Annotated in this window: 21 protein-coding genes; 12 read left to right on the top strand and 9 right to left on the bottom strand. The window is 71.8% G+C overall.

The annotated features are described in order from the left end of the window. Positions 1-141 precede the first annotated feature (141 nt). Positions 142-1,557 (top strand): MFS transporter, encoded by a 1,416-nt coding sequence (locus tag ABZ833_RS34070; protein WP_361054983.1) that lies wholly within the window; start codon positions 142-144, stop codon positions 1,555-1,557. Between the two features lie 93 nt (positions 1,558-1,650). Then, positions 1,651-2,316, top strand: a complete 666-nt coding sequence (locus ABZ833_RS34065) for a maleylpyruvate isomerase N-terminal domain-containing protein (protein ID WP_361054981.1) — start codon at positions 1,651-1,653, stop codon at positions 2,314-2,316. Positions 2,317-2,340: 24 nt separating this feature from the next. On the opposite strand, the gene ABZ833_RS34060 is transcribed toward ABZ833_RS34065, so the two are convergent. After that, complete coding sequence (locus ABZ833_RS34060; RefSeq protein WP_361054978.1) at positions 2,341-3,126, bottom strand: metalloregulator ArsR/SmtB family transcription factor; 786 nt, start codon at positions 3,124-3,126, stop codon at positions 2,341-2,343. A 44-nt stretch (positions 3,127-3,170) separates the two neighbouring features. Between ABZ833_RS34060 and ABZ833_RS34055 the strand changes: the two genes are divergently transcribed. Further along, positions 3,171-3,740 carry a pyridoxamine 5'-phosphate oxidase family protein gene (locus tag ABZ833_RS34055; protein WP_361054975.1) on the top strand — a complete coding sequence of 190 codons (570 nt, stop codon included), beginning with the start codon at positions 3,171-3,173 and terminating at the stop codon, positions 3,738-3,740. On the opposite strand, the gene ABZ833_RS34050 is transcribed toward ABZ833_RS34055, so the two are convergent. After that, on the bottom strand, positions 3,706-3,960 hold the full coding sequence (locus tag ABZ833_RS34050) for a DUF397 domain-containing protein (RefSeq protein ID WP_361054972.1): 255 nt from the start codon (positions 3,958-3,960) through the stop codon (positions 3,706-3,708). The genes ABZ833_RS34055 and ABZ833_RS34050 overlap by 35 nt on opposite strands. Continuing rightward, positions 3,957-4,826: a helix-turn-helix transcriptional regulator gene (locus ABZ833_RS34045; protein ID WP_361054969.1), complete on the bottom strand. Its 870-nt coding sequence runs from the start codon at positions 4,824-4,826 to the stop codon at positions 3,957-3,959. The genes ABZ833_RS34050 and ABZ833_RS34045 overlap by 4 nt, the downstream gene beginning before the upstream one ends. A gap of 135 nt (positions 4,827-4,961) precedes the next feature. On the opposite strand from ABZ833_RS34045, the gene ABZ833_RS34040 reads away from it, so the two are divergent. From ABZ833_RS34040 to ABZ833_RS34020, 5 genes are all read left to right on the top strand, one after another. After that, entirely contained in the window at positions 4,962-5,426 is a 465-nt protein-coding gene (locus tag ABZ833_RS34040; protein ID WP_361054966.1) for an ATP-binding protein, read from the top strand. 188 nt (positions 5,427-5,614) lie between these two features. Further along, entirely contained in the window at positions 5,615-6,574 is a 960-nt protein-coding gene (locus tag ABZ833_RS34035) for a hypothetical protein (RefSeq protein WP_361054963.1), read from the top strand. Positions 6,575-6,621: 47 nt separating this feature from the next. Further along, positions 6,622-6,876, top strand: coding sequence for a type II toxin-antitoxin system Phd/YefM family antitoxin (locus tag ABZ833_RS34030; protein ID WP_361055191.1), 255 nt, complete (start codon positions 6,622-6,624; stop codon positions 6,874-6,876). Further along, entirely contained in the window at positions 6,873-7,124 is a 252-nt protein-coding gene (locus ABZ833_RS34025) for a type II toxin-antitoxin system RelE/ParE family toxin (protein ID WP_361054960.1), read from the top strand. Before ABZ833_RS34030 ends, ABZ833_RS34025 begins: the two co-directional genes overlap by 4 nt. 105 nt (positions 7,125-7,229) lie before the next feature. Next, entirely contained in the window at positions 7,230-8,096 is an 867-nt protein-coding gene (locus ABZ833_RS34020; RefSeq protein ID WP_361055188.1) for an AraC family transcriptional regulator, read from the top strand. Between the two features lie 57 nt (positions 8,097-8,153). Here ABZ833_RS34020 and ABZ833_RS34015 read toward each other — a convergent pair whose 3' ends face one another. Continuing rightward, entirely contained in the window at positions 8,154-9,317 is a 1,164-nt protein-coding gene (locus ABZ833_RS34015; protein ID WP_361054957.1) for a lipase family protein, read from the bottom strand. A 214-nt stretch (positions 9,318-9,531) separates the two neighbouring features. On the opposite strand from ABZ833_RS34015, the gene ABZ833_RS34010 reads away from it, so the two are divergent. Then, a complete protein-coding gene (locus tag ABZ833_RS34010) occupies positions 9,532-10,023 on the top strand; it encodes a hypothetical protein (RefSeq protein ID WP_361054954.1) in 492 nt (163 codons plus the stop codon). Continuing rightward, positions 9,972-13,217 carry a tetratricopeptide repeat protein gene (locus tag ABZ833_RS34005; protein WP_361054950.1) on the top strand — a complete coding sequence of 1,082 codons (3,246 nt, stop codon included), beginning with the start codon at positions 9,972-9,974 and terminating at the stop codon, positions 13,215-13,217. The genes ABZ833_RS34010 and ABZ833_RS34005 overlap by 52 nt, the downstream gene beginning before the upstream one ends. Here the strand turns inward: ABZ833_RS34005 and ABZ833_RS34000 are convergent. From ABZ833_RS34000 to ABZ833_RS33990, 3 genes are all read right to left on the bottom strand, one after another. After that, positions 13,130-14,218, bottom strand: coding sequence for an AraC family transcriptional regulator (locus ABZ833_RS34000; RefSeq protein WP_361054947.1), 1,089 nt, complete (start codon positions 14,216-14,218; stop codon positions 13,130-13,132). The genes ABZ833_RS34005 and ABZ833_RS34000 overlap by 88 nt on opposite strands. Positions 14,219-14,334: 116 nt before the next feature. After that, positions 14,335-14,706, bottom strand: a complete 372-nt coding sequence (locus ABZ833_RS33995; RefSeq protein WP_249588477.1) for a hypothetical protein — start codon at positions 14,704-14,706, stop codon at positions 14,335-14,337. Positions 14,707-14,769: 63 nt separating this feature from the next. After that, the gene (locus ABZ833_RS33990; RefSeq protein WP_361054943.1) at positions 14,770-15,330 is read right to left on the bottom strand and encodes a hypothetical protein; all 561 of its coding nucleotides are present in this window, start codon (positions 15,328-15,330) and stop codon (positions 14,770-14,772) included. A 235-nt stretch (positions 15,331-15,565) separates the two neighbouring features. On the opposite strand from ABZ833_RS33990, the gene ABZ833_RS33985 reads away from it, so the two are divergent. Beyond that, a complete protein-coding gene (locus ABZ833_RS33985) occupies positions 15,566-17,347 on the top strand; it encodes a long-chain fatty acid--CoA ligase (protein ID WP_361054940.1) in 1,782 nt (593 codons plus the stop codon). Here ABZ833_RS33985 and ABZ833_RS33980 read toward each other — a convergent pair. Both ABZ833_RS33980 and ABZ833_RS33975 read right to left on the bottom strand, forming a co-directional pair. Continuing rightward, positions 17,313-17,627 (bottom strand): AzlD domain-containing protein, encoded by a 315-nt coding sequence (locus tag ABZ833_RS33980; protein ID WP_361054937.1) that lies wholly within the window; start codon positions 17,625-17,627, stop codon positions 17,313-17,315. The two genes, ABZ833_RS33985 and ABZ833_RS33980, sit on opposite strands and share 35 nt — an antisense overlap. Then, positions 17,624-18,406 (bottom strand): AzlC family ABC transporter permease, encoded by a 783-nt coding sequence (locus ABZ833_RS33975; protein ID WP_361054934.1) that lies wholly within the window; start codon positions 18,404-18,406, stop codon positions 17,624-17,626. Before ABZ833_RS33975 ends, ABZ833_RS33980 begins: the two co-directional genes overlap by 4 nt. Positions 18,407-18,500: 94 nt before the next feature. Between ABZ833_RS33975 and ABZ833_RS33970 the strand changes: the two genes are divergently transcribed. Further along, entirely contained in the window at positions 18,501-19,130 is a 630-nt protein-coding gene (locus ABZ833_RS33970) for an XRE family transcriptional regulator (protein WP_361054931.1), read from the top strand. Positions 19,131-19,145: the final 15 nt, after the last annotated feature.

Below are 19,145 nucleotides of genomic sequence, written 5' to 3'. Positions count from 1 at the left end.
GGGTGCCGCCGGTTGCGCTGTGCCCCGTTGCTCTGGTTGCCCCAAGGGCCTCTCCCGCCCACCCGCCCGTTTGCCCCGCAGCGCCTCCTCGCCGAACAGGCCTTCCCGCCCGCCCGCCCGATTGCCCCGGAGTCATCAGTCATGCCGTCCTCCCTCGTCGCCTCCGCCCCCGCACCTCTCACCACCAGGCCCACCACCCCCCACCGCTCCCCGACCACCCTCGCCCCCCTCCTCGCCTCCCTCCTCGGCTTCACCGTCATCACCGTCGACGTGTCCGCCGTGAACATCGCCCTGCCCGCCATCCGCACCTCCCTGCACGGCGGCATGGCAGGGCTCCAGTGGGTCGTGGACGCGTACACGCTGATGTTCGCCGCCCTCATGCTCTCCGCGGGGGCCCTCGCCGACCGGGCGGGGGCTCGGCGTGCCTACGCCTGGGGCGTCGGCCTCTTCACCCTCGCCTCGCTCGCCTGCGCCCTCGCCCCCGGCATCGGCGCGCTCATCGCCGCCCGCGTCGCGCAGGGCGGGGCCGCGGCGATCGTCATGCCCGCTTCGCTCGCGCTGATCCGGCAGGCGTACGACGACCCGCGCCGCCGTGCCCGCGCCATCGCGCTGTGGACGGTGGGCGGTTCCGTGGCCATGGCGGCCGGGCCCGTACTCGGCGGCGTACTCACCGAGGCGGCGGGCTGGCGTGCCGTCTTCCTCCTCAACTTGCCGATAGGGGCCGTGATCCTGGCCCTTCTCGCCCGCACCGCTCCCTCCGCGCGGCGCCCCGCGCCCATCGACATCGCCGGTCAGGCCACCGCCGTACTCGCCCTGGCAGGGCTCGCGTTCGCCGTCATCGAGGGCGGGCACCTGGGGTGGACGAGCGCGCCGGTGCTCGGCGCCGCCGCCCTCGCCGTCGCGGCGGGCTTCGGCTTTTACGCCGCCGAGAAGCGGCACCGCGCGCCCATGGTCCCGCTGGGCCTGCTGCGGGAGCGGAAGGTCAGCGTCTCGCTGGCCGTCGGCTTCGCCGTCAACGCGGGCTTCTACGGGATCGTCTTCCTGCTCGGCCTCTACTTCCAGCAGCTGCGTGGGATGTCGGCGATCGCGGCAGGTCTGATGTTCGTCCCTCTCGCGGTCATCATCACGTCGACGAACCTCGTCTCGCCGCGCATGGCCGAGCGCGTCGGCCGCCGCCGGGTCATCGTGGCGGGCCAGGCGGTGCTCGCACTCGCCATGTTCGTCCTCCTCCCGCTGGCCGCGGACACCCCGCTCTGGCTGGTGCTCGTCCTGCTCGTCCCCACCGGCATGGGCGGCGCGTTCGCGGTCCCCGCGCTGACCGCCCTGCTGATGGACGCCGTACCGGCCCACCGCGCGGGCACGGCGTCCGGCCTGCTCAACGCCCTGCGCCAGACCGGCGGCGCGATGGCGGTGGCGCTGTTCGGCGCGCTCCTGGCGGCCGACGGCGGGACGGGCTTCTCGGTCACGGGGATGCGCGAGGCGCTCCTCGCGGTGGGCCTGCTGCTGTGCCTCACGACCGCGCTGGCGGCGTGGCTGCTGCCGAGGGACGGGCGCTGAGCCCTGTTGGACCTGAGCGGGGCGAGCCCGCGCCGCACGTCTGCGAGGAAAGCCGCTAGGAGCGGGACCCTCCGCCCGATTACCGTTCCCCGCATGCGCCGACAAGCCGAACAAGAGCCCCTCACTCCTGGTCCCGTCACGGCCGACGACCTCGACCAGGCGGTCCAGCTCGCCCTCGCCACGCTCCGAGAAGCGCCCCCGGCCGCCTGGGAGAGCAAGGCGGGCACGCTGGAGTGGGACTGCTGGGAGACGGTCGAGCACCTCGCCGACGACCTCTTCGCGTACGCGGCCCAACTCGGCCCGCGGCAGACGCCGTTGACGGACGAGGTCCCCTTCATCTGGGAGCCGCGCAGGCCCGGCGGCCCGTCCAACGCCATCCACGCGAACCGCGACGCGGGCCCGGCAGGCCTCCTCCAAGTCCTGGAGTCGAGCGGCGCGCTGCTGATCGCCATGGTGCGCACGGCCCCGCCGACGACTCGGGCGTACCACGGCTTCGGGGTCTCCGACCCGGAGGGCTTCGCGGCGATGGGGATCGTGGAAACCCTGGTCCACACGTACGACTTGGCGGCGGGCCTCGGGCTGAAGTGGACCCCGCCCGCCGACGTGTGCGCCCGGGTCCTCCACCGCCTGTTCCCGGACGCCCCCTCGGGCTCGGGCGCGGAGCCGTGGCCGACGCTGCTGTGGGCCACCGGGCGCGGGGAGCTGGCCGGGCGGGACCGGCTCACGTCGTGGCGCTGGAACGGGGAGCCGCGGCGCTGAGCCCGAGTTGGCAGGACTGCGAGCTCAGGCCTTCTCGAGGATCGTCTTCAGCTCCGACAGCATCATGGTCCAGCCGTCCTTGACGCCCTCGAGCATCTTGGAGTCGGCCGAGGTGAAGCCGTCGTGCGTGATGGTCAGCTTGACGCCAAGCTCCGGCTCCTCGGAGGGCTCGATGTCGAAGGTGACCTTCGAGCGTTCCTTGGCCGCCTCGGCGAACTCCTCGTCGCCCATGCCGAACATCTCCTGGTGCATCGGCTGGAGCGTGTGCCAGGTGTAGGCGAGCCGCTTGCCGGGCTCCGACTCGGTGACGACCTGGCCCAGGTCCTGCGGCTCGCCGCCGTCCTCGACCGGCCACAGCACCTTCGAGCCGACCTTCCAGTCGGAGGAGGGTGCCCAGCCGCCGTGGTACTGCTTCAGGAACTCCGGGCTGGTCAGCCCCTCCCAGAGCTTCTCGGGCGTGGTGTGGATGTAGATCGTGTAGACGTACTCGGGCTTGCTCATCGCCGTTCCTTCCAGGGCGTGCTTCAGATTGCCGAGCGCGGCCATCCGGCCCCGCTCGTACTGGTCTATCCAGCGGTCGGCAATGTCGTGGATGGGTACGGGGTTGAGGTAGTGCAGCCTCTCCCGGCCGTGCCGGACCGCCGTGACCAGGCCCGCGCCCTCCAGCACCGCCAGGTGCTTGGACACCGCCTGCCTGGACATCTCAAGCCCCGCGCACAGCTCGCGCAGACTCTGCCCGGCCCGCTCGTTCAGCCGGTCGAGCAGCAGCCTTCGGCTCGTGTCCGCGAGTGCCTTGAACACCTCGTCCATGTCATCCAACCCCCTCCCTCTTAAATTGGCAACCATTTGGTTGCATGTCAAGTCGGCCGGTCCTCGACGAGGGCCGTGCGAAGGCTCCGGCGTACGGTGAAGACATGGAGGCCCTGCCCGTTCCCGTGGCCGAGACGCCGGTCATGTTCGGCATGCCGATGCCGCCGGGGGAGCTGCTGCCGTGGACCTGGGCGGCCGAGCGGCTGACCACTGCCCGCACGTATTGGATCGCCACGACACGCCCCGACGGCCGACCTCACACGCGCCCCGTCTGGGGCGTCTGGCTGGAGGACGGCCTGTGGTTCAGCACGGGCTCCGTCGCCCGTCACAACCTGCCCGGCAACCCGGAGATCACCGTGCACCTGGACGACGGCGACCGGCCGGTGATCGTGGAGGGCACGGGGGAGGCGGTCGTGGGGGTACGGGAGCTGACGCGGTTCGTCACCGCGTACAACCCCAAGTACGAGTGGGACGTCGCCGCGACCGAGGAGGGCGTCGAGGACGGCTCCGGCGCCGCGGGACCCGTTTTCCGGGTTCGGTCGCGGCTGGTCTTCGGGTGGGACTCCGATTTGCGGGCGGCTACGCGGTGGCGGTTCCCTGAGTGTGGGAAATGAAGGCGGTCCAAGTGGTCGGCGTGACCGTGAAGTTGGGGCCTTCGGGGTTCTTTGAGTCGCGTACGTGGATGGCGTGGGGGCAGGGGGAGACCTCCACGCAGTTGCCGCCTTCGCCGCTGCTGTGGGTGGACTTCCGCCAGGCGTAAGCGACTTCGAGGCATTCGCCTCCGCCCCCGCTGCTGTAGCTGGACTTGAACCAGGTGAGTTCCTCGGTGCTCATAGTTCTCCCAGCATCTTCTCGATCATGGCCAACGAATCACGGGGTGTGAGAGCCTCCGATTGCAGGATCCCATAGCGGACGGAGAGTACGCGGACTTCATCCGGAACGGTGATCAAGCGCGGGTACGTGTGGATCTCCATGTACGCCACCTGCTGCTGCTTTTTGGGCGTCAGGAGAGTGAACGGGCCATCCAGGCTGGGTTGTTCCTCCCGAGCCAATGGCATCACCTGCAGTTGGACTGTCCGCATCCGCCCGATGCGCAGGAGCTTCCGGAGTTGCTCCTCGTGGACGGCTTTCCCGCCGATCGGCCGCAGCAGCACGCTCTCGTCCAGGATGAAGCTGAATGTCGGCGAAGGCCAGGGGTCGAAGATCTGCTGACGGGCGAGACGGTCCGCTACCCGTTTCTCGATGGTTTCTTCGCTCAGCAGCGGCTTCCACTGGGCGAACATGGCCTGTGCGTACGCCTCTGTCTGCAACAGGCCGGGAACGGACTGGTTGGTGTACACGTAGAGCTGGACTGCCAGCGCCTCCAGGCTGGCGTACCCCCGGTACCACTCCGGGTGCCGCGTCCGCGACTTCTTCTGCGCCTCCCGTACGTCATCGATGACGGCCAGCAGCAGACCACCCGCCCCCAGCAACGGATCCGCCAGTTCCAAGAACTCGGGCTGCGGCGTGCGAACTCCCCGTTCCATCGCCGAGACCAGATCCTCTCCGCAGTGCGCCCGCGCACCCAGTTCCTTCTGGCTCAACCCTGCGCCGACGCGCAGGACCTTGATCTGCTTGCCCACGGCCCGGAAGAGATGAGCCGTGCCGTCCTCCTCGGCGGGCCGCTCCGGGCGCCGCTCCTCAGGTTCCGCGTTCGCCATGTCCCGTACCGCCTTCGCGTGCGCCCATTGGTCACGGCCGACGACCCGACAGGCAGCGCAAAGCATCCGTACAGCTACGCTCCGTCGCGGCGTCGTACCTGGTCAGCGTAGAGCGCACCGACCACGCTCAGTGACATGGAATCCCAAATCTCCACCCCCCAAATGCGGCGGTTCGCGCAGCGCCTCAGTCCCACGCGGAGAGGCGCACGCCTGGCCCGCAGGCTGGTGGCCCACCAGCTGGACCTCTGGGGAATCCCCCACGGCAGCGACCTCTCCGACGCGGCGGCGCACGTCACCGCGGAGCTGGCGGCCAACGCCGTCACGCACGGCCACGTACCCGGAAGGGACTTCGAACTCCGTGTCGCCTACGCGGAGTCGACGCGCACGCTGCGTATCGAGGTGTCGGACGCACGGGGTGACCGTGCCCCGGAGCTGCGCTCGGTGGGTCCTGAGGCGGAGGCGGGCCGGGGGCTGCGGCTCGTGGAGGCGACGGCGGCGGCGTGGGGCGTCACGGAGCGGCGGATCGGCAAGACGGTCTGGGCCGAGCTCCGAGCTCCGAGCCCCGAGCTCTCTTTTGCAAGGAGTGGTTGGAAGGCTTGAACCCACCCTCCCGCCCAGTCGAAGGCGGTTCAACTCCCGGCTGGAGCAGGGGAGATGACAATTTGTGATCAGGTTGCGACCGAGCGTCGATGTGCTCTAGGTTCGCGACAACAAACGACCCCGGTCGGTGCTACCAACACCGGGTCCGGGGTCTGTCCAACGAGATCGCAAAGCTGAAGGACGATCCGATGGCTTCCACTGAGCCTAACTCCACCCTGCCCGCGCCCGCACACCCCATGGCCAACCCGGGGTTCGGGAAACGCCTGGCGCCCGGCCAAGAGCGGGACCGAAGCGCCGACTTCGAACATCTGCCTAAGCGTGAAGCGTCGATCGCCGGGTTCATCGACCGTTTGCCCGAAGGCGCGGCGATGGACCACAAGACGCTCGCCACGCACATCGCGGGGTACGGGCAGGCCGCTGTCCGCAGTGCGCTGAAGGCCCTGTCCCACGCCGGACATCTGCGCCGCATCAAAGAGCAGGTCGTCCGCGAGGACGGCGCGCGCCGCTGGGTGACCCGCACCTACTGGTCGCGCACGCCGCGTACGGCGGCTTGGTGGTGGGAGTTCTGCCGCAGCGTGCGGGGCGTGATGCTGGACGACCCCTACGGCGGTGACGGCGGTGACGGCAGGGACGGCGACGGTGGCGGGGAGGGCGGACCACCGGCCGACGAGGTGCCGCCACCCCGCTCCACCGCGTACCGAGCACTCGCCGAACTCGGCCGCACCGAGCCCCGGTTGACGCTCTCGGCGGCGGACTGTGCCCGACTCGAACCCCTCGCCGCGGCCTGGCTCGCGCGTGGGGCGACCGTGACTCATCTGACCCACGCGTTGACCGCCGGTCTCCCGGAACCGCTCCACAACCCGGCCGGTATCGCGAAACGACGACTGGAGGACAAGATGCCGCCCGAGATCAGCGAGAGCCACGGCCGCGAGAGGGTGCTGCGGCGCGTGATGGTCTGCCTGTTCTGCGAGACCACCGCGGAGGAGGACCCCCTGGTCCGGCGGCACGGCATGTGCGCGGCCTGCGCCGCCGAGGAGGAGTCGGACGTCCCGGACACCTTCCGCCCGGCACCGGCCCCGGCGGACGTCGCCGCGTACGCGGACGCGGCACGGGTGGCGGCGGGGTTGGCGCCCAGGGGGCGGGGATGAATCTGGAAGCCGAGTACAGAAGCGGCGAGAAGTGTACAGTTTTGTGCATGAGTGAAACGCTGCCGATGACTGAAGCCCGTGCCCGCTTCGGATCCCTGGTCCGCCGGACCGCCCATGCCCGGGAGCGGATCACCATCACGGATCACGGGCAGCCGGCGGCTGTACTGATCAATCCGCAGGAACTGGCCGACCTGGAGGACGCCTTGGCGCTGGCGGAGTACCGGGCAGAGCAGGCCGCCGGTACTCCTGCCGGAATCTCGCACGAAGAGGCGCGCGCCCGGCTCGGTCTGGAGCGTGAGTGAGCTACCGGATCATCTGGCGAACGCGAGTGATCGATGCCGCCACGCGGTTTCTGAAAGACGACCCCGACGGCCTGCGTCAGCTCTTCGACGCGGTGGATCTGCTGGCGGACGACCCACGGCCCGCAGGCACAGCCGCGTACGGCTCCCCCGATCTGCGGCGCATGCACGTCGGCAGGTACCGGGTGATGTACGAGATCACCCAGGTAACGGTCACCATCGTGGTGATTCACGTCGGACGTATGGCCTGATCCGCTCCGAGTCACCACGTGACCCCGACCGGACCGGGCACAGGATGTCGGGTCCGGCAGGGTGGGTCCTTCCTAACGTGAATGACGAAAGGGAAGGAGATCCGGGTGCTGGAGCGGTTGAACCTGGCCATGGAGCACATCGAGAGTCATCTCGATCAGCAGATCGACGTGGCCGACCTGGCGCGGACGGCGGTGACGTCGGAGTACCACTTCCGGCGGCTGTTCTCCGCGCTGGCGGGGATGCCGCTGTCGGAGTACATCCGGCGCCGGCGGCTGACCGTCGCGGGGGCCGAGGTGCTGGCCGGGGAACGGACGCTGCTCGAAGTGGCCGTGCGCTACGGCTACTCGTCGGGCGAGGCGTTCGCGCGGGCGTTCCGCGGCATGCACGGGGTCGGACCCGGTGAGGCCAGGCGGAGCGGCGCGAGTCTGCAGTCCCAGCCACGGATGTCCTTCCGCCTCGTCGTCGAAGGGAACAGCAGCATGCGGTACAAGGTCGTGGACAAGGACGAGTTCCGGGTCGTCGGCAGGAAGGCGCGGGTCCCGCTCGTGCATGAAGGCGTGAACCCGGACATCGCCGCGTTCATCCGGGGACTCGGCCGGGAGACGCTGGGGCGCATCGAGAGCCTCTCCGACCAGGAGCCGGAGGGGATCATCTCGGTGAGCGACAAGCTCGACGAGAGCCGCGCCGAGGGGACCGAACTCGACTACTGGCACGGTGTGGTGAGCAGCGCCGCGGTGCCGGACGACATGGACGCGCTCACCGTCGTGGCGGGGAGCTGGGCCGTGTTCGAGAGCTCGGGGCCGTTCCCGCAGACGCTTCAGTACATGTGGCGGGACGTGTTCACGCAGTGGTTCCCGTCGAATCCGTACCAGAGCAGGCCGGGGCCCGAGATCCTGCGGACCCGCCTGTCGGACGACGGGACGCAGGCGGACGCGTCGCTGTGGATCCCGGTGGAGCGGACGGCCGGCTGAGCAGGGGCGCGCGGCGGCTTCCCGAAGCCGCCGCGCGCCGTCGGCCCTCGGAACCGGTCAGCAGTTCCCCCGCGCCGGTTTCCCAGCGAACCGTTCCGCCAGCCAGTGCGCCGCCAGCGGTGACTGCGTGATGACCCCCGAGACGTGCTCGCCCAGCGGGACCGTGTGCCACTCCACGTTCGCGCCCTTGGCGCACCAGTCCTTGCGGACCTGCTTGCCGACGCCGTACGGGATCAACTCGTCGGTGATCACGTGGTATTGGTACACGGGCGCGTCCGGAGCCCGCGTGCCGACCTGCGAATCGCGCAGGCGCTGCTGCCAGTCGGGCTGGTCGAGGGGGTTCTTCACCGTCATGTCGTCGATCTTCTTGAAGGCGCCGAGCACCGCGCCGTCCGCCACGCAGCTGTTGCGCAGGGCGCCGATCAGCTTCTTGCCCGCCGGGTTGAGGTAGGACTCCAGGTTCAGTTCGGGGTAGGCCGCGTTCTGGCCGATGGCCGCCATGAAGATCAGGCCGGAGCCGTACGAGCCGTCGTTGAAGTCCGCCACCTTCATCAGGTCGCCGGGTACACCGCCGGTCGCCGTGCCCTTGACCTTCAGGTCGGGGGCGTACGAACCGTGCAGCTCGGCTGCCCAGCTCGCGGCCTGCCCGCCCTGGGAGTAGCCCATGATGCCGACGGGGGTGTCCTCGCCGAGCCCCGCCTCCGGGAGGCGGATCGCGGCGCGGGCGGCGTCGAGCATGGCCTGCCCCTCGGCCCTGCCGACCGTGTAGGTGTGGTCGCCTGGGGTGCCGAGGCCCTCGTAGTCGGTCACGGCGACCGCCCAGCCGCGCAGGGTGAGCTGCTGGATGAGGTTGGCTTCGAGGGTCGTGCCCCGGGGGAAGCCGGCGCTCGGGGCGCAGTGGTCACCCATGCCGATCGTTCCGACGGCGTAGGTGATGAGGGGGCGGGGGCCCTTCCTGCCGTCCTGCGGCACGATGACCGTGCCGGAGACGGTGTTCGGCTCGCCCTTCGCCGTCGTCGAGCGGTAATTGACCTTCCAGGCCTTGGTGTTCGTCGGCTGGCCCGGCAGCGGGTGGAAGCTGCTCGGTGCGGAGCTGACGACGTCGCCGGGGGCGTCGGCGTCCGCCGCCGCCGGGGCGGCCTGCGCCGTCACCGGGGTGATGACCGACAGGCCGAGCGCGGCCACCACGGCCAGAGCTCTTGCGCTGGTACGTACGTGCATGCGGCTCTCCCAACTGTCCACAGAGGCTGGGGTGTTCCTTCTGCGTGCGCCGTGCAGGCGTTGACGGTAGTGACGCGCGAGCAGGTTTCGCGCTGACGGGACCGCTCAGCTTTGTTGACTCTGTGTCTCTGACACCGTTCCGGCGCTACGTTCAAGGGGGGAGCCTTCGGGTGTGCTTCAGGTGCGCTTCGGGTGTACGAGGAAGGGTGGGGGGATGCTCGACAGCACGATGACGGCGTTGGCCGCGGCGGGGGGTCTGGCCGTGGCGCGGGCCGCGGGTACGGACGCGTGGGCCGGGATCAGGCAGGCCGTGGCCCGGTGGTTCGGGCGCGGCGACGAGGAGCGGGAGCGGGCGGAGCTGGCGCGGCTGGACCAGACGGCGGTGGCGCTGACCGGGCCGGGAGGTGATGCGGCTCTGCGGGCCCGCATCGACGAAGAGGCCTCGTGGCGTACGCGCTTCGAGATGCTCCTGGAGTCCCTGGACGAGGCGCGGCGCCGCGAGGCGGTGGCCCAGTTGCAGGCGCTCGTCGAGGGGCACGGCGCCGCACCCGACATCGGCGGGATCTCGGTCGCGGGGCCCGGTGCGACCTCCGTGGTCGGGTCGTACGAGAGCCATGGCGCGACGATCAACATCAGCGAGGTGCACGGGGGGCTGTGGCAGGGAGCCCCCGGGGGCCCTACACCGCCGGCTCCGCCCCAGGGCTGAGCGGACCGGCTGCCGCAGGCCCGCCCGCGAGGGAGTGGCCGCACCTCGTCGGCGTGCTGCCCCAGGAGGCGCACTGCTTCCAGGGGCGTGCCGTCGGCGGGCTTCTCGCCCGGGAGATGGCTGCCGGGGGAACCGCCGTGCTCGGCCAGGTGCTGGCCGGTACCGGCGGTGTGGGCAAGACCCAGCTGGCGGCGCGGTACGCGCGTGACCTGCGGGACAGCGGTGAGATCGACCTGCTCCTGTGGGTCACCGCCGTCAACCGTGAGGCCGTCGTCACCGCGTACGCGCAGGCGGCCGAGGAGTGGCTCGGCCTGGCCCGCGCGGACTCCGAGCAGGCCGCGGCCCGCTTCCTGGCCTGGCTCGAACCGCGCCCGGCGGGCGGCCCGAGCTGGCTGATCGTCCTGGACGACCTGGCCGACCCGGTGGACCTCCTCGCGGACCCCGCCCTGCACAGGGGCGGCCTGTGGCCTCCGGCGAGCCCGAGGGGCCGCACGCTGATCACGACGCGCCGCAGGGACGCGGTCCTGACGGGACACGGCCGCCGGAGCATCGAGGTGGGGCTCTTCGCGAGGGAGGAGTCGGTCAACTATCTGACGCGGGTGCTGGATGCCGGGCATGAGGGGGCGGGCGGGGGCGCGGGGGCGGGGTGCGGGGATGCGGGGCGCGGGGGTGCGGGGATCGGTTCGGTGGGGCACGGCGGTGCGGGGTGGGGGGCTGTCGGGCGCGGTGATGTGGGGATCGGTTCGGTGGGGCGCGGTGATGTGGGGTGGGATGACGCCGGGCAGGGGTCTGTCCGGTACGGCGACGCCGGGCAGAGCGGGGCCGGGCGGGACGGCCTTGGGTGTGCCGGTGCGAGGCAGGGCTTCGGCTGCCCCGGTCGTCATGATCCGGGTGGCTGTGTGGCGCGGCTTGCCGGGGATCTGGGGGATCTGCCGCTTGCCCTCTCCCAGGCCGCCGCCTATCTGCTGGAGGCCCGGGATGTGTCCTGTGCCGAGTACCGGCGGCAACTACGGGTGCGCAGCCGGGAGTTGGAGCGTCTCTTTCCCGAGCGTGGCATGCTGCCCGACACCCAGACCGCCACCATCACCGCCACCTGGTCCCTCTCCGTCGAGCGCGCCGACGCCATGCGGCCCCGCGGTCTCGCCCGGCCCATGCTCGCCCTCATCGCGCTGCTCGACCCGAACGGCATCCCGGCGGCCGTCCTCACCAGCCCGCCCGCCCTCGCCCACCTCGCCGCGCACCGCACCCCGCACACCCCGGACCCCGTGACCGCGGAGGACGCCGTCGGAGCGCTGCGTGCCCTGCACCGCCTGAGCCTGATCGACCACACGCCCGGCGTCCCGCACCAGGCCGTCCGCGTGCACCAGCTCATCCAGCGCACCTTCCGCGAATCCCTGCCGCACGGCGCCCTGGAGGAGGCCGCCGTCGTGGCCGCCGACGCGCTCGTCGCCGCCTGGCCCGACGTGGAACGCGACACCGCGCTCGCCCAGGTGCTTCGGGCCAACGCCGATGCCGTACGACGGGTGGCCGAGCCCGCCCTGTGGCGGTCGGGCATTCACCCCGTGCTCCTCCTCGCCGGGGACAGCGTCCAGGAGGGCGGCCAGGTCACGGCCGCCCTCGTCTACTTCGGCACCCTCGGGCGGCTCGCCCACGACCGGCTCGGCCCCGACCACCGCCAGACCCTGCGCATCCGGCTCCAGCTCGCCGACCTGCGCGGCATGGCGGGCTACCCGGACGAGGCGCTCACCGGACTCCAGGAGGCCCTGGTCGACTGCGAACGGGTCCTGGGGCCCTACGACCGCGACACCCTTCGCGCCCGGCACGAACTGGCCCACGCCCACGGCCTCGTGGGGAATGTCGCGGGTGCACTCGCCAGCCTGGAGCAGATCCTCGTGGTCCGGCAGTGGGTCCTCGGCGACGACCACCCCGAGACCCTCGACACCCGCGGCTCGCTCGCCCTGTGGTGGGGCGACGCGGGGGACACGGCGGGCGCCATCGCCGCCCTTGAGCAGCTCATCGTCGACCGCGAGCGCGTGCTCGGCCGCGACCACCCCGACCTCTTCCGGGCCCGCCACAACCTCGCCCTCTACCGGGGCGAGGAGGGGGACAAGAGGGGAGCCGTGGCCGCGTACCGGCAGCTGCTCGCCGACCGGGTCCGCGTCCTTGGCCCCGACCACGCCGAGACGCTCGGCACTCGCCGCGAACTGGCCTACTGGCAGCGGGTCTCCGGCGACGTGACCACCGCCCTGGTCACCTTCGAGCTGCTCGTGTCCGACATGGACCGCGTCCTGGGCGCCGACCACCTCGACACCCTCACCACGCGCCGCAGCCTCGGCTACACGTGGGGCGTCGCGGGGGACACGGCGGGCTCCGTCATCGCCTACCGGCAGGTCCTGGCCGACCTGCGGCGCGTCCTCGGCCCCGATCACGCGGAGACCCTGGCGACGGCGGCCGTGCTCGTCGGCGGCCTCGTCGACCGGGGCCGCCAGCACCTCAGCGGCGGAAGCCCGCAGTTCCGGTACGCCAACCGGAACCTCGCCGGGCCCTCCGTCTGGCACGCGCAGGCCCTGGCCTGCTTCGAGGAGGCCCGCGCGCTTGCCGACCCCGAGGAGTCCCCCGGCGTCCACGGCGGCATCCTCCAGGACATCGCGGACACCTACCGTGGCGCCGGGCAGCTGGAGGAGGCGGTCGATCACTACCAGCAGGCCATCGCGTACCGCCGCCGCGCCGACCAGCCGGGCGAGCTCGTCGTGACCATGAACGCCCTCGCCAACTGCCTGGTGGTCATGGGGGAGTTGGCCGAAGCCGCCGCCGTGCTGCGGCAGATCACGGGCGAGCTCCTGAGGTTCCCGGAATCCGCCGGGCGGGCCACGTACCTCCACAACGTGGGCCTCACCTATGAGGAGTTGGGAGGGAAGGGCGTCGAGGGCGCCTACGCGGAGGCGGTGACCGTGTACCAGGCCGTGCTCGCTCTGGTGGACCCCGAGACCGACCCCGGTTCGTACGCGGCGGCGCTGAAGGACATGGGTGACGCGCTGGCGGCCCAGGGTCAGTTGGAGCAGTCGCACGTCGCCTACTCCCACCGGTGGGGGACACCGGCGGAGGATCACCCCCAGCCCGGACCCGATCCTGTCTCCGACCCTGACCCTGCCCCTGACCCCGACTCGGCCTCCGGCACCCACGATTCGTCGTAGGGATGCGCCACCCGGTAGGTCCCCGGAGTCGTCCCCGTCCACCGCCGGAACGCCCGGTGGAAGGCCGTGTCCTCGGAGAACCCGAGCCGCGCGGCGAGCTCGGCGATCGGCTCCGTCCCCTCGGTGAGCCCCGCGATCGCCGCGTCGCGCCGCACGGCGTCCTTCAACTGCTGGTACGAGGTGGACTCCTGGGCCAGGCGCCGCCGCAGCGTCGCGGGGCTCACCGCGAGGCGGGCGGCGATCTCGCCGAGCGAGGGCAGCCGGGGAGAGGTGCGCAGAGCGCGGGCGAGGGCGCGCCGCACCTGCTCGGCGACCGTCGTCCCGTACTCGCGCCGCGACAGGAGGTCGAACGGCGCCCGCTCCAGCATCCCCTCCAGCGCGGCCTCGTCCCGGATCAGCGGGGCGGACAGCCAGTGCTCGTCGAACCCGGCACCGGTGCGGGCCGCACCGAAGCGGACCGGGCAGCCGAAGAGGAGTCCGTACTCGCCCTTGTGCGGGGGCGGCGGATGCCCGAACTCGGCCCAGTGGAGCGGGATGCGGCGTCCGATCAGCCAGCTGCACAGCCGGTGCCAGATGATGACGAGACACTCGGCGAGGAAGTAGTCGTGCTCGAGGTCGTTGCGTACGGCGAAGACGGCGCTGCCGGTGTCGCGGTGCTCAAGGGTGAGGTCGGGGCCGCCGGGGAACAGGCCGTAGAACGTGACGCCGCGCTCCATGGCGGCGCCGAGGTCGCGGCAGCCGAGGGACGCGTGGCACATCATCGCGAAGGTGCCTGGCCTGCTGACGGCCGCGCCGAGGCCGAGGAACTCGTCGCCGGTGGCGCGGTACAGCTCCCGGAAGAGGCGGGCGAACTGGACCTCGGTGATGCGGGCCCGGTCGTCGCCGAGAAGGAGCGGCGGGATCTGCGCGGTGCGGAGCAGCGGGACGGTGTCGATTCCCTGGCGTTCGGCGCCGTGCAGCATGGCGCGGACGTGGTGGACGGTGATGGTCCTGCTGGGCATGGGGTTTCCTTCCCCCGTCGTGGCCCCACCCGAAACGGTTCGGGCCCGACGCGGCCCGTGGCGAAAAGGGCGGGGCGGCCGGGGATGTGCACCTCCCCGGCCGCCCCGCCCCGCCGTCAGACGCCGGACAGGCCCGCGAGCACCCCGAAGCCGACGGGCAGCAGGAAGGCGATGCGCCCGTACTCGGGCCGCCCCTTGTCCGCCCGGCGCAGGAACGTCGCGAACCCCGCGGTGACGATGCCGAACGTCACCGCGTACAGCAGGGTGTCCGTGGTCGACATCCCGCCCCAGCCGTCGGAGAGCAGCGCGGTGAGGGTCATCGCGCCCCCGAACAGCGCGGCACCGGCCAGCGCGTCATCGCCGGTGAACACCAGTGGTGCCGTGCTGCCGTGCCGCTCCTTGCGCCAGACCTGGAAGACCAGGACGGCGACCAGGACGATTTCGGCGGCCACGGCCAGCATGAACGAAGCCTTGAAGGTGGTCTCCATGGGTCAAGGCCTCCTTTCGTATCTCGGCCTCTCGTATCTCGGCCTTTGCGTTGCGACCGGGACTCAGCCGCAGGCGGTGGCGATGGTGGAGATGCCGGTGACCTCGCCGAAGATGGCGACGAGCAGCTTGATCCGCTCCTCCTTGTTGCCGGCCTGCACGATGAGCTTGGCGCCCTTGAGCACGCCGCCGAACTTGGTGGCCTTGGTGACGAGCAGGGCGTTGCCCGCGATGAAGGCGCCGATCGCGCCCACGCACTTGGTCACCTTCCAGGCGGTGTCCCAGCCGCGCAGCTGGACGCCCTGCGCCTGTGCACCCTGCGGTGCGAGCTGGGCGAGCGCCGCCTTCTGGGCCGCCTCGTCGCCCGGGTACATCGCCTCGACGAGCTGCTGGGTCGTCGGGTTCTGGGGAAGCGCCCCCAGTCGCTCCTCCAGACCCTCTTCGACGATCTGCGGCACGTCCGCGTCCTCGGCGACGGCGGTCAGTACTTGCGCGGCGGCCTTGTGCTCGGCGGCACGGGCGTTGGCGGCCTCGGTGGCGGAGGCGATCGGTCCGGTCGCCGCGAGCGCGAGGGCCGCGGTGACGGAGAGCGCGGCGGTGCGCAGGACGTTTCTCGATATGGACATGTGTGTTCCCCTTTTTGTTCATCGCGTGGCGATGGCCGACACCGGTCGGTACCGCCCTGGTCAGGGGCGGTTGGGGCGTCGGGCTTGGGAGGGATACTGACGCCGGGGCCCCTGGCGCAACAAGAGTTTTGAGGATCTTCTGAGCAAGTGCGCCGCCGAGCTGAGCTCCGCGGCCAACCGCGCTGACGCTTCCCGTCATCCCGCGACGGCCCGCCCGGTCCCTAGCGTCGTAGCCATGCAGCCGACGGAGCGCCCCGAGACCCTGGCCGTCCTCACCGAGTGGGCGGCCGACCGCCACGGCAAGCTGCCCGCCCTCCGCTTCAAGACCGGAGGCGGGGCGTGGGAGGAGGTCTCGTACGACCAACTGCGCACACACGTAAGGGACTTCGGTGCGGAGCTGCTCGCGCTGGGCGTCCGTCCTGACGACCGCGTGGCGATCCTCGCCGAGACCCGCCCCGAGTGGACCTACGCGCACTTCGCCGTCTTCGCGGCGGGCGCGGTGGTCGTCCCCGTCTATCCGACGGCGGGCGACGAGGAGGTCGAGTGGGTCATCGGCGACTCCGCCGCCTCGGTGGTGATCTGTGAGAACGCCGCGCAGGCGGCGAAGATCGAGCGCCTGCGGCCACGGCTGCCCGGCGTCCGGCACGTGACGCTGATGACGGACCGCGAGCCGCCCGCCGAACAAGCGCCGCCGGACGCCTTGTTGGACCGCGCCCGGACCCGCGCTCCCGCCGATCTGGCCACCATCATCTACACCTCCGGCACCACAGGCCTGCCCAAGGGCTGCCTCCTCACCCACGCCAACCTGGGCGCGGTCCAGTCCGCGACGCTCCCGCTGATCGACGGCGGTCCAGGCGACTCGACGTACCTCTATCTCCCGCTGGCCCATCTCCTGGCCCAGCTCATCGAGTTCACGACCCTCATCGAAGGCGGCGAACTCTGCTTCTACGGCGGGCGGATCGAGAATGTCGTCGCCGAACTCGCGGAGGCGAGGCCCACGCATCTGCCGTCCGTGCCGCGCCTGTTCGAGAAGGTGCACTCCGTGGTCCTCTCCCTGGCGGAGTCCCAGGACGGCGGCCGCGAACGCTTCGAGGAGGCGGTGCGCATCGGGGTGCTCGCTGCGGACGGCGTCTTGCCGCCCGATCTCCAGGACGCGTACGAGGCCGCCGACAAGGCCCTGTACGGCCTGGTCCGGCAGGCGCTGGGAGGCCGCGTGCGGTGGGCGCTGACCGGCGGCGCCCCGATCGCGCCGCACGTCGTCGACTTCCTGCGGGCCTGCGGCATCGCGGTCTACGAGGGGTACGGGATGACGGAGTCGGCCGGTGTCATCAGCCTCAACCACCCCGGCGCGGTCCGGTACGGCACGGTCGGCCGCCCCGTCGAGGGCTGCGAGGTCCGCATCGCCGACGACGGGGAGGTGCTTGCCCGGGGCGCGATGGTCTTCCCCGGCTACCACGCGAATTCCGCCGCCACCCGCGACGCCCTGGACGACGAGGGCTGGCTGCACACCGGCGACCTGGGTGCCGTCGACGCCGACGGCTACCTCAGCATCACCGGCCGCAAGAAGGACCTGATCATCACCTCGGGCGGCAAGAACCTCACCCCGTCCCTCAGCGAATTCGCCATCCAGCGCTCGCGGTTCGTGTCCCGCGCGGTGATGGTGGGCGACAAGCGCCCCTACCCGGTGGCCCTGATCACGCTGGACGCGGAGGAGATCAGCGGCTGGGCCACAAGGGAGGGCGTGGAGCTGACCGAACCGCCGTCGCGGGACCCCCGGGTGCGCGCCCTGGTCCAGGAGGTGGTGGACGCGGCCAACGCGGAGGTCTCGCGCCCGGCCCGCATCCGTGAATTCGCGGTCCTTGACGAGGACTTCACGGTGGAGGGCGGGCTGCTCACGCCGAGCCTGAAGGTACGCAGGAGGGCGGTTGCGGAGCGGTACGCGGGAGTGGTGGCCGGTCTCTACGAGAAGGGGGACTCGTCGGCTACGCCACCCCCGCAAGCCGCAACAGCGCCGTAGTCGCCGCCGCGCCGACCACGACCACGGCGAAGGGAGCCTTCCGCCAGGCGAGCACCCCGCCCGCCAGGACGCCTATGGGCCGCGCCCACCCGGCGAACCCGTGCCCCTCGGTGAGAGCGCCGGTGGCGAGCAGCGCGACGAGCAGGACGGTGGCCCCGACGGTCAGGAGCTCCTGGACCCGGGCGGGCAGTTCGATGCGCCCGTGCAGCACAGGACCTGCGAGGCGGAAGGCGTACGTTCCTGCGGCGAGGACCAGGACGCAGGCGAGGTAGGCGTTCACGAGTCGCTCCTCGGGGTGGTGGTGGCAGGGGCGGTCGGAGCGGGGCGGCCTGCGGGGCGGCGCGGCCCGCGCCGGGCGGCGAGCAGCCCGAGCAGGGCGAGCAGCACCGGCACCCCGGCGGGCAGCACCGGCGCGGCGGCGACCGCGATGACGGCACCGGCTGCCGCGGCCCGCCGCGTCATGCTGTCGCCGCGCAGCGCGGGCAGCACCAGGGCGAGGAGGACCGCGGGGAACGCGGCGTCGAGCCCGAAGCGGGCGGTGTCGCCGAGGGCGGACCCGGCGAGGGCGCCGCCGAGGACGCTGAGGTTCCATACGGCGAACAGGCCGAGCCCGGATATCCAGAACGCGGCCTTGCGCCGCTTCTGGTCGGGCTGCGCGAGGGCGAAGGCCGCCGTCTCGTCGGTGATCAGATGCGCGCCCAGGAGCCGTGCGGCCCAGGTCCGGCCGAGGCTGTCGGCGACGGCGAGGCTGAACGCGGCGGTGCGGGAGTTGAGCAGCAGTCCGGTCGCCGCGGCGGCCACCGGACCGCCGCCCGCGACGAGGATCCCGATGGCGCTGAACTGGGCGGAGCCCGCGTACACGAGCAGCGACATCAGCACCGGCACCCAGAGGGGCAGGCCGCCTGCGACGGCGATGGCGCCGAAGGAGACACCGACGACGGCGTCGGCGAGCCAGACGAGGGCGATGTCGCGCAGGACACCGCGGGGCAGATGGGAGAGGCGCACGAAACCGTCGTTCGTTCGCTCTGGCGGGCTGTCTGTTCGGTCTGACGAACGCATACGCCGTAGGATGGGTGGAGTGGCGAGCGTTCGTCAAGCCGAACGGAATGTTCGCCACACCGAACGATTGGTGCGAGGCGAGGGAGCGAGGGGCATGACGCCGGACAGGGCGCGGGGCAGGGCGGACGAGAGCGTGGGTACGGGTGCCGGGGAGGCGCCGGGCGCCCCCACCCCCTCCCGCCTCCCCCGTGAATGGATCGCCGCCGCCCTGCGGCGCGAGCGAGTCAAGGCCGGGATCTCGCTCTCCGAGCTGGCCAAGCGGGCCGGGATCGCGAAGTCGACGCTCTCCCAGCTGGAGGCGGCCACCGGCAATCCGGGCATCGAGACGCTGTGGGCCCTCGCCGTGGCGCTCGGGGTGCCGTTCAGCGTGCTCGTGGAGTCACCGGCCCCCGCCGTGACCGTGATCCGGGCGGGGGAGGGGCCGACCGTGCACGCCGAACAGGCCTCGTACGCGGGGACGTTGCTCTCCGCGGCTCCCGCCGGAGTCCGGCGGGACATCTATCACGCGGCGGTGGAGCCGGGCAGCGTGCGTGAGTCGGATCCCCACATCCCGGGGTCCGTGGAACACCTCGTCGTCTCCACCGGGCGGCTGCTCGCCGGGCCGCGCGACGAGACGGTGGAGCTGGCCGCCGGTGACTACATGTCGTACCGGGGAGACGTCCCGCATCTGTACGAGGCGCTGGAGCCCGGCACGACCTTCGTCCTCGTGATGCAGCACGTATAGCCCCGTAAGGGGCGC

Origin of the sequence: Streptomyces sp. NPDC047525 (assembly GCF_040643025.1) — a bacterium.
GTDB lineage: Bacteria > Actinomycetota > Actinomycetes > Streptomycetales > Streptomycetaceae > Streptomyces > Streptomyces durmitorensis.
This window is presented reverse-complemented; position numbering and strand designations above follow the sequence as displayed.